Source organism: Nocardioides soli (assembly GCF_014191495.1).
Lineage (GTDB): Bacteria > Actinomycetota > Actinomycetes > Propionibacteriales > Nocardioidaceae > Nocardioides > Nocardioides soli.
Map to the genome: position 1 here is coordinate 1690718 of NZ_JACHWR010000001.1, position 11728 is coordinate 1702445.

At 72.7% G+C, this 11728-nt stretch carries 9 protein-coding genes; 2 read left to right on the forward strand and 7 right to left on the reverse strand.

Features of this window, described 5'->3' with window-relative positions:
- Positions 1 to 8 precede the first annotated feature (8 nt).
- On the forward strand, positions 9 to 572 hold the full coding sequence (locus FHU40_RS08430; RefSeq protein WP_183591763.1) for a tetratricopeptide repeat protein: 564 nt from the start codon (positions 9 to 11) through the stop codon (positions 570 to 572).
- 10 nt (positions 573 to 582) lie between these two features.
- On the opposite strand, the gene FHU40_RS08435 is transcribed toward FHU40_RS08430, so the two are convergent.
- Complete coding sequence (locus FHU40_RS08435; RefSeq protein ID WP_183591764.1) at positions 583 to 2160, reverse strand: hypothetical protein; 1578 nt, start codon at positions 2158 to 2160, stop codon at positions 583 to 585.
- Between the two features lie 88 nt (positions 2161 to 2248).
- On the opposite strand from FHU40_RS08435, the gene FHU40_RS08440 reads away from it, so the two are divergent.
- Entirely contained in the window at positions 2249 to 3346 is a 1098-nt protein-coding gene (locus FHU40_RS08440) for a hypothetical protein (protein WP_183591765.1), read from the forward strand.
- Positions 3347 to 3442: 96 nt separating this feature from the next.
- On the opposite strand, the gene FHU40_RS08445 is transcribed toward FHU40_RS08440, so the two are convergent.
- From FHU40_RS08445 to FHU40_RS08470, 6 genes are all read right to left on the reverse strand, one after another.
- The gene (locus FHU40_RS08445; protein ID WP_343057787.1) at positions 3443 to 4054 is read right to left on the reverse strand and encodes a nucleoside triphosphate pyrophosphohydrolase; all 612 of its coding nucleotides are present in this window, start codon (positions 4052 to 4054) and stop codon (positions 3443 to 3445) included.
- A 12-nt stretch (positions 4055 to 4066) separates the two neighbouring features.
- A complete protein-coding gene (locus FHU40_RS08450) occupies positions 4067 to 4732 on the reverse strand; it encodes a hypothetical protein (RefSeq protein WP_183591766.1) in 666 nt (221 codons plus the stop codon).
- Entirely contained in the window at positions 4729 to 8250 is a 3522-nt protein-coding gene (gene mfd, locus FHU40_RS08455; protein ID WP_221199769.1) for a transcription-repair coupling factor, read from the reverse strand. The genes FHU40_RS08450 and mfd overlap by 4 nt, the downstream gene beginning before the upstream one ends.
- 144 nt (positions 8251 to 8394) lie before the next feature.
- Positions 8395 to 9135 carry a lytic transglycosylase domain-containing protein gene (locus tag FHU40_RS08460; RefSeq protein WP_183591767.1) on the reverse strand — a complete coding sequence of 247 codons (741 nt, stop codon included), beginning with the start codon at positions 9133 to 9135 and terminating at the stop codon, positions 8395 to 8397.
- A gap of 19 nt (positions 9136 to 9154) precedes the next feature.
- Positions 9155 to 10018: a phosphate ABC transporter ATP-binding protein gene (locus FHU40_RS08465; RefSeq protein ID WP_183591768.1), complete on the reverse strand. Its 864-nt coding sequence runs from the start codon at positions 10016 to 10018 to the stop codon at positions 9155 to 9157.
- A gap of 99 nt (positions 10019 to 10117) precedes the next feature.
- Positions 10118 to 11704 (reverse strand): Ig-like domain repeat protein, encoded by a 1587-nt coding sequence (locus FHU40_RS08470; RefSeq protein WP_183591769.1) that lies wholly within the window; start codon positions 11702 to 11704, stop codon positions 10118 to 10120.
- Positions 11705 to 11728 lie beyond the last annotated feature (24 nt).

Here is an 11728-nt window from a genome sequence, read left to right on the forward strand (position 1 = left end):
TGACCGCCGTGTCGTGGTCTCCCCGTATCGCTGCCGCCTCCGTGACGCTCGCGCTCCTCGCCGCCCTCGCCGGATGCGGCGGCGACGACGAGTCGACGTCCGACGCCGACGCCAGGACGGCCACCGCCGACTCGGCGAGCGCCACGCTCGTCCAGAAGGGGCTCGCCGAGCTCGCCGCCGGCGACACGAAGGCCGCGAAGGTCACCTTCGAGAACGTCGTCGACATCGATCCCGGCAACGTCTACGGCCACTACAACCTCGGCGTGATCGCGCAGGAGGCCGGCGACGAGAAGGCCGCGATGAAGGAGTACGACGCCGCGCTGGCCACCGACGGCGACTTCGCGTCGGCGCTCTACAACAAGGCGATCCTCACCGAGTCCGCCGACCTGGCGGCGGCGGTCGAGCTCTACCAGAAGACGGTCGAGGTCGAGCCGACGATGGCGGCGGCGTTCATGCGCCTGGGATTCGCGCTCGTCGAACTCGGCCGCACCGACGCGGGCGAGGAGGCGCTCGGCAAGGGCATCGCGCTCGACCCGTCGATGAAGGACGTCCAGGCGCCGACGTACGACTGAGTCCCGGCCCTCAGGCCGGCAACCGGACGTAGACGAAGGTGCGCGGCCCGCTGCCGACCAGGACGTAGTGGTCCTCGAACCACGCGATCAGGTCGGGCGTCCACGGCACGAAGTCGCTGAGCTCCACCGAGAGCACCACGTAGTCGGCACGCTCGAACCACTCCCGCCACCGGTCGACGAAGGCCGGCCGGTACGGCGGCGGCGTGTGCGCGGGCACGTAGTCGTTCTCCGCGAACCAGACGCCGTAGGGGTCGAGCGGCACGTCGCACGACCGCGGCGCGCCCATCCGGTCGGCGACCAGCACGACCGTGGGCAGGTCGGTCGCCACGCACGAGCCGCTCGGGACGTAGCGGCGGATCAGCGGCCCGGGGTCGGCGCTCTCGGCGGTGTAGTCGGCCGACCGCGCGAGGGCGCCCGGGACGAGCAGGACGGCCGCGACCACCAGGGCAGCGACCACCGCGAGAGCCGGCCGGGCACGGCGTACGACGACCGCGAGCGCGTCGACCACGGCGGCGACCCCGAGGGCGACGGGCAGCACGAGGAGCGCGACCAGGAAGTAGGCGTAGTGGTCGAAGAACTGGCGCGGCTGCAGCATGCCGGCGAACGCCACGACGGCGACGACCACGGTCGCCGTGTGCAGTCGGGTCAGCCGCCCCCGGCGGAGCTCCACGACGACGCCGGCCGCGACGACCAGGACGACCGCGATCAGCACGACCACGGCCCGGGCGCTCGCCGCCGGGTCCGGGAGCGCCGACAACCCGAGCACGACGGGCAGCCGGTCCGCCAGGCCCACCCCTCGGTCGAGGTCGTCGCGGAACAGGTTGACGAGCACGATGTCGCGGACCGCCCGGCCGGGTGCGGCGAGCACCAACGGGAGCGTCAGCAGGGCTCCTCCCGCGAGCACGCCGATCGACCAGTCGCGCATCGCCCGCCCGCGCGGGAGCAGCGCGAGCAGCACCCCGAGCGCGACCAGCACCCCGAACACCTTGACCGACGTGGCCGCGCCGACCAGCGCGCCGGCGGCCACGAGCCGAGCGCCGGACGCCGGCCGGCCATCCGCCCGGGCGAGCAGGACCAGCCCGGCGAGCGAGAGGAGCACCAGGTAGGGCTCGAGGAGCAGCGTCTGGGTGGCGCCGTACGACGTGGGCATCAGCGCGAGCAGCGTGGCGGCGACGAACACCGCCAGCGGGCCGCGGCTGCGCACGACGTACCCCGCCAGCACGGTGTTCAGCCCGGCGACGACCACCGTCGCGATCCGGGCCGCGGCCAGTCCGGTCGAGGCTTCGGTCAGTTCGCCGAGCGCGGCGAACGGGAGCCCCAGCCAGACCGCACCGGGCGGGTGCAGGAGGTCGAAGTCGAGCCACGGCAGCGAGCCGTGCAGCAGGCGCACCGCCGCGCCGAGGTAGACGCCGTCGTCGTACCCCGTGCCGGCGTAGGAGTGCACGCCGGTCAGCGCGTGGTCGGGACGCAGGGCCGAGGCGGCCACCACCCAGGCGATCAGGGCGGCCGGCAGGGCCGGCGCGATGGTGACGGCGACGGCCCGGAGTCGGGGGCCGGCGTGGACGACGCGGTCCCGGATGACTGGCACCCGCGCATCATGCCGGTCGTGCCGGACTCCCAGCGACCAGTGTCCCGATTCGGCCATGGAAGGGTCGGTACGCCGCTAGGGTTCTGGCGTGCTCGGATCCCGCTCTCGTGCCACCGCGTCCCTGTCCCTGGCCACCCTGGCCCTGACCGCCGTTCTCGGCACCGCGGGCGCCGCCCAGGCCGCGCCCGGCACCCCAGCCGCGAAGCAGGACCGCCGGGTGATCCGCGCCTGCTTCGACGTCGACACCGGGAAGATCCGGGTCGTGCGCACCTTCGCCGACTGCCGGCGCGGCGAGGACCACATCGGCTGGGTCCGCGGCGGGAAGAACAAGCTCAAGGGCGACCCCGGCAAGCGCGGTCCGCGCGGCGCTACCGGAGCCACCGGAGCCGCAGGACCGGCCGGTCCTGCGGGTGCCGCAGGCGGAATCGGCCCGGCCGGCCCCGCCGGCGCGACCGGTGCCACGGGCGCTGACGGTGCCGCCGGCGCCGCCGGCGCTACGGGTGCTGACGGTGCCGCCGGTGCTGACGGTGCCACGGGCTCGGCCGGAGACATCGGCCCGACCGGCCCGACCGGGCCGACCGGCGCCACGGGACCGACCGGCGCCACCGGCGCCACCGGTGCGGCGGGCCTCGTCGGTCCGACGGGCCCCGCGGGCTCAGCCGGTTCGGGAGCCATGCTGTCGAGCAGCAGCGGCCAGGCCGCGACCACCACGACCGTCCTGGGCGGATTGACCGGCACCGTGGCGGTGCTGCCCATCAGCGGCGCCGGCTCGGTCAGCGGTGTCTCCGTCGTCGGCAACACGATCGACGCGACCAACAGCGCCGTCGCCGGGCTGGCCCAGCCGATCTCGGGTGACCGCACCCTGACCGGCATCGACGCCTACTTCACCAACACGAACGCGATGTCCCTGGTCGGCTCCACGATCGCCCTCACGGCCGAGCTGTGGACGTCGTCGACCCCGGACAACGTCTTCACCCCGGTCCCCGGGGCCGTGTGCACCCTGTCTCCCCAGCTCACTGCCCTCGTGGCGACCGGGACCGTCACGAACTGCACGACCACCGGCCTGTCGATCCCGATCACCAACCAGACCCAGGCCATCATCGTCGTGCGCTCGACCGTGGTCGCGGGGATCGACGTGGCGACGAACCTCCAGGGCTACTGGTCGACCGGGCTGAGCCTGGGCTGACGGTCTGGGCTGACGGTCTGGGCTGACGGTCTGGGCTGACGGTCTGGGCTGACGGTCTGGGCTGACGGTCTGGGCCGACGGTCTGGGCCGACGGCGCTACAGCCGCCGGACCGCGTCGCGGAGCGCCTGCTCGGGATCGACCCCGGCGCGCCGGGCGTCGGCCACCACCGCGAGCAGGCGGTCACCGATGGCCTCGTCGACACCTGAGCGGTCCGCCGTCCCGGCCGACCGGCCGGGGCCGCCGGCCCGCTCGATCCGGTCGAGCACCTTGTCGGCGTACAGCAGCGCAGGAAGCCCCGGCGGCAGGCCGTCGGTGACCGACGTCCGCTGCTTCTCCTCGGCCTTGATGCGCTGCCAGGCGGCATCGATCTCGGCGGCCTCGGTCGGCGAGTCGGCGTCGGGCCGGAAGACGTGCGGGTTGCGGCGGTGCATCTTCGCGATGATGTCGCCGGCGACGTCGTCGATCGTGAACTCGCCGGACTCCTCGGCGATCACGGCATGGAAGTACACCTGGAGCAGCAGGTCGCCGAGCTCCTCCCGGAGCAGTTCGACGTCGCCGGTGTCGATCGCCTCAAGGGCCTCGTGGGTCTCCTCGAGCAGGTAGCGCGCGAGCGAGCGGTGGGTCTGGCCCGCCTTCCACGCGCACTCCGCGCGCAGCCGGCGCATCACCTCGAGGAACTCGAGGAGGGGCGCGCCGGAGGCGGACACCGCGACCACCGACTAGCCGCAGCGCTGGGTCTGCGGCAGCCCCTTGGCGTACGTCGGGTCCGGCTCGCTCGCCGCGCCGCTGAGCGCGGTCTTGCTGACCGAGTAGGACACGCTGGTGTTGGCCGGCGCGACCGCACCCTCGTCGATCGACACCGAGAAGCGAGGGTCGATCCGCACGTCCTGCTCGTCGAGCCAGCCCACGAAGGCGTCCCGTCCGGCGCTGAGCGCGGCCTGATCGTCCGCGGCACCGCCGGCCTTGCCGACGGAGATCTGCACGGCCTCGACGTAGGGCCGGGCCAGGTTGACCTGGCGGACGGCGTCCTGCTGGGCGGGCGTCAGGTCGCCGATCGCCGACTCCAGCTGCTGCTCGGTCTGACGGTACGACGCGTCGGGCTCGACGCCCGTCTCGTCGGCGAACTGCTCGGCGGCCGCCCGCAGCGCGAGCGACCCGACGACCTGCCCGCTGATGATCGAGCTCGCCACGAGCTCGCCCTCCTGGAGCTGGGTCTCCACCGCCTCGCAGTACGACGTGGACAGGTCGTCGACCTCGCCCAGCGAGTACGTGGTGTCGTCGACGCGCACGCCGATGCCCGGGTTGAAGTCGGGCACGGAGCCGCAGCCGGTCAGCAGCACGGTGCCGGCCACGGCGAGGCCGGCCAGAGAGGACAGACGCGTCACTTGGTCTCCTGGGTTTTGACGACTGGATCGGTGACCGGATCGATGACGGAGTCGATCACCTGCCGAGCCCATTCAAGCAGGGCGATCCCGGACAGCGGCTGCCCCCCGATGCCTGCGGTCATCGGACGAGGCACCAGGATCGTGCTGACCGGCGCCTTGACGATCGACTTCGGGTAGAGCCGGTTGAGCCGGACCACCCGCGAGTCGGGCAGGTCGACGGGGGCGAACCGGACGTTGCGGCCGGCGATCGTGACCTCCCCGACGCCCGCCTGTCGGGCCCGGGCCCGGAACCGGGCGACCAGCAGCAGCGAGACGACCTCGACCGGCGGCTCGCCGTACCGGTCGAGCAGCTCCTCGTTGATCAGGTCGACATCCTCGTCGGAGCGCACCTCGGCGAGCCGCTTGTACATCTCCAGCCGCAGCCGCTCGCTGGGGATGTAGCCGTGCGGCAGGTGGGCGTCGACCGGCAGCTCGATGCGGACCTCGTCGAGCTCGGCCTCCTTGTCGCCGCGGAACTCCTGCACCGCCTCCCCGACCAGCCGCACGTAGAGGTCGAAGCCGACGTCGGCGATGTGGCCGGACTGCTCGCCGCCGAGCAGGTTGCCGGCGCCGCGGATCTCGAGGTCCTTCATCGCGATCGCCATGCCACCGCCGAGGTCGGAATGCTGGGCCAGCGTCGCGAGCCGCTCGTGCGCGGTCTCGGTGAGCGGCTTCTCGGACGGGTAGAGGAAGTAGGCGTACGCCCGCTCCCGCGAGCGGCCGACCCGGCCCCGCAGCTGATGCAGCTGGGAGAGGCCGAGGGCGTCCGAGCGCTCGATGATCATCGTGTTGGCGTTGGAGACGTCGAGACCGGACTCGACGAGCGTCGTGCAGACGAGCACGTCGAAGCGCTTCTCCCAGAAGTCCAGCATCACCTGCTCGAGCTGGCGCTCGTTCATCTGCCCGTGCGCGGTCGCGACCCGGGCCTCCGGCACCAGCTCGCGGATCCGCGCGGCGGCCTTCTCGATCGAGTTGACCCGGTTGTGGATGTAGAAGACCTGACCCTCGCGGAGCAGCTCACGGCGTACGGCGGCGATCACCTGCCGGTCCTCGTAGCCGCCGACGTAGGTGAGCACGGGGTGCCGCTCCTCGGGCGGCGTGGTGATCGTGGACATCTCGCGGATGCCGGTGATCGCCATCTCCAGCGTGCGGGGGATCGGCGTCGCGCTCATCGACAGCACGTCGACCGAGGTGCGCAGCCGCTTCATCTGCTCCTTGTGCTCGACACCGAAGCGCTGCTCCTCGTCGACGATGATCAACCCGAGGTCCTTGAAGCGGACGTCGGGGTTGAGCAGCCGGTGGGTGCCGACGACGATGTCGATCGAGCCGTCGGCCATGCCGGCCATCACCTCGCGCGCCTCGGCGTCGGTCTGGAACCGGCTGAGTCCCTTGAGCACGACGGGGAATCCGCTCATCCGCTCCGAGAACGTGCTGAGGTGTTGGGTGACCAGCAGCGTCGTCGGCACCAGCACCGCGACCTGCTTGCCGTCCTGGACCGCCTTGAACGCCGCGCGTACGGCGATCTCGGTCTTGCCGTAGCCGACGTCGCCGCAGACCAACCGGTCCATCGGGACCGTGCGCATCATGTCGCCCTTGACCTCGTCGACCGTGCTGAGCTGGTCGGGCGTCTCGTGGAACGGGAACGCGTCCTCGAGCTCACGCTGCCACGGCGTGTCCGCCCCGAAGGCGTAGCCCTTCGTCGCCTGTCGCGCGGCGTAGAGCTTGATCAGCTCCGCGGCGATCTCGCGGACCGCCCGGCGGGCCTTGTTCTTGCGCTTGGTCCAGTCGGCGCCACCCAGCCGGTCGAGCGACGGTGCCTCGCCGCCGACGTACCGGGTCACCTGGTCGAGCGCGTCGGCGGGCACGTAGAGCCGGTCGGGCGGACCGCCCCGCTTGCTCGCGCCGTACTCGAGCACGAGGTACTCGCGCACCGCTCCCCCGACCTCGCGCTGCTTCATCTCCACGAAGCGGCCGACGCCGTGCTGCTCGTGCACGACGTGGTCGCCGGCCCGCAGCTCGAGCGGGTCGATCTGGCGCTTGCGGCGCGCCGGCATCTTGCGCATGTCGCGGGTCGAGGCCCGCTGCCCCGAGAGGTCCTCGCCGGTGAGCACGACGAGCCGGTTGGCCTCGTCGACGAAGCCCTGCGCGGCGGCCCCGCAGGTGATCGTGACGACGTCGGTGGACAGGTCACCGGCCTCCTGGAGGTCGTCGGCGACGCGGGCCGGTACGTCGTGCTCGGCGAGCACCTCGCGCATCCGCTCGGCCGGGCCGTGGCCGGCGTGCAGCACGACGACCCGGTAGCCGGCGCGGCGCCAGCCGGCGATGTCGGCGATCGCGCGCTCCATCTCGCCGCGGTAGGCCTCGGCCGGCTTCGCCGAGAGCGCGTGGCTCGGCACGGCGCCGGCGAGCACGTCGACGTCGACCTCGGCGGGGATCTCGATGCCGAACGGGCTCACCGTCCACCAGGGCTTGCCCTGGCCGAGCGCCTGCGCGCGCACGTCGGCGATTTCGCGGTAGGACGCCGCGCCGAGGTCGATCGGCGCCGTGCCGCCGCCCGCCGCGGCCGCCCAGCTCGCGCCGAGGAACTCCTCGCTGGTCGCCACCAGGTCGTGCGCCCGCCGGCGGGCCCGCTCGGGGTCGAGCACGAGCACGTGGGTGTCGTCGGGCATCAGGTCGACGAGCAGCTCCATCTCGTCGACCAGGACCGGGGCGAGGGACTCCATGCCCTCGACGGCGATGCCGGCCGCGATCTTGTCGGTCAGCTCGAGCAGCTGCGGGTGCTGCCGGCCGAGCTCGACCGCGCGGGCGCGCACGTCGTCGGTGAGCAGCAGCTCACGGCACGGCGGTGCCCACAGCCGGTCGACCTTCTCGAGCGTGCGCTGGTCGGCGACCGAGAACGTGCGGATCTCCTCGACGTCGTCGCCCCAGAGCTCCACCCGCAGCGGATGCTCCTCGGTCGGGGGGAAGACGTCGATGATGCCGCCCCGCACCGCGAACTCGCCGCGCTTCTCCACCAGGTCCACCCGGGAGTACGCCGCACCGGCCAGCCGCCGTACGACGTCGTCGAGCGGCGCGGTGTCGCCCGGGCTGAGCTCGACCGGCTCGAGGTCGGCCAGGCCCTGCACCTGCGGCTGCAGCACCGACCGCACCGGCGCGACGACCACCCGGAGCGGGCCGTTGGCGGCGTCGGACCCCGGGTGCTTGAGGCGGCGCAGGACGGCGAGCCGGCGACCGACCGTGTCGCTGCGCGGGCTGAGCCGCTCGTGCGGGAGCGTCTCCCAGCTCGGGTAGTGGGCGACCAGGGCCGGGTCGACCAGGTCGCCCAGCGCCGCGACCAGGTCCTCGGCCTCGCGCGAGGTGGCGGTCACCGCCAGCACCGACCGGCCCGCCTGGACCAGCCCCGCCACGACGTACGGTCGCAGCGCCTCGGGGCCGGTGAGGTCGAGGGCCGGCACGGCCCCGCCGCGGGCGTCGGCCATCGCCTGATCGAGCGTGGGGTCGGCGAGGACGGCGGCGGCGAGGCCGGAGAGCTGCACGGGAGTCCCTTCGGGGAAGCGCTGGAGCAACACGCAAGCCCCCGGTCAGGCCTGACAGGGGGTGTGCCGCCGAGTCTACGAGAACCTTCAGTCGGTCCGCTCGGCGTACGCCGTGGCCGCGGCGTAGACGTCGTCGATGTAGCTCTGCGAGTGGTTGTAGGAGAACACCGCGTCGGCCCAGCCGGCGCCCGAGGCGAGGTCGTGCCCGTCGGCGCACAGGTAGCGCGCGGCGCTCATCGCCGCGTCGTCGATGTCGTTGGGGTCGGCGACGCCGTCGCCGTCACCGTCGGTGCCCCAGGTGTCCCAGGTGGAGGGGATGAACTGCAGCGGGCCGACCGCGTGGTCCCAGACCGGGTCGCCGTGCCAGGCCGAGCTCTCGGGGGTCGCCGGGATGGCGGCGAACCGCTTCCCGTCCAGCGCCGGGCCGATCACCGGCGTCGACGCGTGGCCGTCGGCCCCGAGGGTGCGGCCGCCGATGGTGCCGTGCTGCGACTCGACCCAGCCGATGCCGGCCAGGGTCGTCCAGCCGACCCGGCAGCCGCGGGGCTCGGCGAGCTGCGCGTTGGCGTAGGCGCGGACCGCCGGGGCCGGGATGCCGGCCCGGGCCGCGGTGCGCTCGACCCAGGCCGGGTCGACCCGGGTGGGCGCGGCCGGCGCGTTCGGCTGCGGGGCCAGCGTGGCGGCCGGGCGCGGCGCCTCGACGTACGCCGGCCGGTCGGCGACGGCCAGCGGCTGCCGGGCCAGGACGGTCTGGGACAGCGCGTAGCCGAGCCCCGCGACTACCAGCAGTGCGGTGGCGAACGCGGCGATCAGGCGACCGGGGCTCATCCGCAGGACTCGTGGCGGCTCATCCGAAGCGGCCGTGCACGTAGTCGCTGGTGCGCGGGTCGCGCGGGCGCTGGAACATGGCATCAGTATCCCCGTGCTCCACGATCACCCCGGGGGTGCCCTGGGCGGCGAGGAAGAACGCGCACTGGTCGGAGACTCGCGCCGCCTGCTGCATGTTGTGGGTGACGATCACGATCGTCACCTCCCGGGCCAGCTCCTTCATCGTCTCCTCGATGACCCGGGTCGAGGTCGGGTCGAGCGCCGAGCACGGCTCGTCCATGAGCAGCACGCGCGGCTTGATCGCCAGCGAGCGGGCGATGCAGAGCCGCTGCTGCTGGCCGCCGGAGAGGCCGCCGCCGGGTGCGTCGAGGCGGTCCTTGACCTCCGCCCACAGTCCGCCCTTGCGCAGGCAGGACTCGACCAGCTCGTCCTTGACGGATCGCGAGGCCTTCGTGCCGGTGAGCTTGAGGCCGGCGAGCACGTTCTCGCGGATCGACATCGCCGGGAACGGGTTCGGCTTCTGGAACACCATGCCGATCGCCCGGCGGGCGTCGATCAGCCGCTTGTCGGGGTCGTAGACGTCCTCGCCGTCGAGCAGCACCTCGCCGCCGAGGCGCGCCGACGGCACCAGCTCGTGCATCCGGTTCAGGATCCGCAGGAACGTCGACTTGCCGCACCCGGACGGGCCGATCAGCGCCGTGATCTGGCCGGCGGGCATCCGCAGCGAGACCCGGTCCAGCACCTGGTGCTGGCCGAACCAGGCGGTGATCCCCCGGGCCTCGAGCTCGGCCGGCGTCGGGCCCGATGCCGCGGCGGACGTGGCTCCGGGCCCCGGGACCGCGGGCGTCGCCGGGAGGACGGTGGTCTGGTCTGAGACGGTCATGCGTGGGTCCTGTACGTCGTACGTGCGCGGCCGAGGGTCGCCGGATGGCGGTGTCGGTGCCGGCCCACCCCGAGGACGGGCCGGCACCGACCTGTGTCGCTACTTCTTGGCCTTGGCCTTGGCCTTCACGACCTTGATCGTGAAGGTCTTCTTGCCGGCCAGGTGGGTGGCGTCGCCCGCGTAGGCGATCGTCAGCTTGTGGGTGCCCTTCGAGAGCTTGGCCAGCTTGACGGAGGCCTTGCCGTTCTTGAGGGTCGCCGACTTCAGGGTCTTCTTGCCCTTCTTCACCGTCACCTTGCCGCTGGCGCCCTTGACGGTCACGACGCCCTTGACGGTGGCCGCCTTGGCCTTCTTCTTGAGCTTCACCTTGGCCGGGAAGCTCTCCGAGATCGCCGGCTTGGCCTTCGCGACCGCGTCGGAGACCGTGACGGTGGTGGTGCCCTCGGAGCCCAGGAAGATCGAGTCGTTGGGCACGTAGACCGCGCGGTAGGTGTGCGCCCCGGCGGGGACGCCCGACTTGCTCAGCGTCGCCTGGCCGGAGACCAGCGGGACGGCGCCCTGCACGAGGGTCGCGCCCTCGTAGAAGGACACCGAGCCGGACGGAGCGGTGGAGCCGGACACCTTGGCGACCACCTTGACGGCGTTCGTCGTGCTGGTCGCGCTGACGCCGGTGGTGGTCGCAACCGTCTGGTTCACCGTGAAGTTGCTGGTCGAGTCGACCAGCGTGCCGCAGGCGCCGGAGTGCGCCGGCGTGGCGAGCTGCTCGAAGCCCGCCTGCTTGATCAGCGCGGCCGCGGCGGCCGAGCAGACGAAGCCGTTCTCACCGAAGACGGCCTGGAGGGACGCGTCGGTCGCCTGGGCACTGCGGACCACGTTGTAGAGGGCGCGCTTCTCGGCGAAGCCGCCGACGACGCGGACGGTGCCGCCCTTGAGCTCGGCGCGACCCTTCGAGATCGGGACGATCGCGTTGGCGTTGCCCTTGATCAGGGTGTCGTCGTGCTCCTGGACGGTGTCGTCCTGGGTCACGCACACGCCGTAGTTGAAGTCGGTGCCGCCGTTCGCCGCGACCAGCGTGGTCTTGAAGAACTTCGCGGTGCCCGAGCCCGACTGCGGCGCGTAGGGCTTGATCGTCGCGCCCGAGGCGCCGCCGACCTGGTTCCAGGTGGTGGACTCGCACTTGTAGATCGAGACCAGCTGGGCCGCCGACAGCGTCGCCGGGGCGTTCGACGGCGTCTGGTTCGAGACCGCCGTGACGACCGTGTCGAGGGCGAACGGGATCGCCTTGAGGCCGGCGTTGCTCTCCGTGGCGCTGAGCTTGTCCGACGAGCGGGCGAAGTCGATCTGCGGGTTGCTGGGGTTGTAGAGCGTGCCCTTGCCGGCGCCCGAGCCGTTCGGCCGGGTGATCTCCGGGCTGCCCGGCAGCGGGATGGTGCCACCGCTGGTCGCGGCGTACGACGCGATCTTGAAGCCGTGCGACGCGTCGGCGTTCCAGACGTCCGCGATCAGCTTCATCGCGTGCTGGGTGGTGTCGGAGCCGGCGCCGATCAGGTCGGCGGCCACCGGGGTGAAGCCGGGGTCGTCGGGGTCGGGGGTGTACGCCGCGGAGGCGGGGCTCGCGGTCATGACGAGGGCGGATCCGGCGACCACTGCCGCCAGGGCGCCCGCGAAGGACTTGCGTGCGGACATCTGTTTCGCTTCCTGTGAAGGTGG

What these genes read in the sequence shown, in the direction of transcription:
- mfd (WP_221199769.1), bottom strand. Translation starts at nt 8,250, where the DNA reads ATGGCCGACGCCCGCGGCGGGGCCGTGCCGGCCCTCGACCTCACCGGC.
- FHU40_RS08460 (WP_183591767.1), bottom strand. Translation starts at nt 9,135, where the DNA reads ATGAGCCCCGGTCGCCTGATCGCCGCGTTCGCCACCGCACTGCTGGTA.
- FHU40_RS08465 (WP_183591768.1), bottom strand. Translation starts at nt 10,018, where the DNA reads ATGACCGTCTCAGACCAGACCACCGTCCTCCCGGCGACGCCCGCGGTC.
- FHU40_RS08470 (WP_183591769.1), bottom strand. Translation starts at nt 11,704, where the DNA reads ATGTCCGCACGCAAGTCCTTCGCGGGCGCCCTGGCGGCAGTGGTCGCC.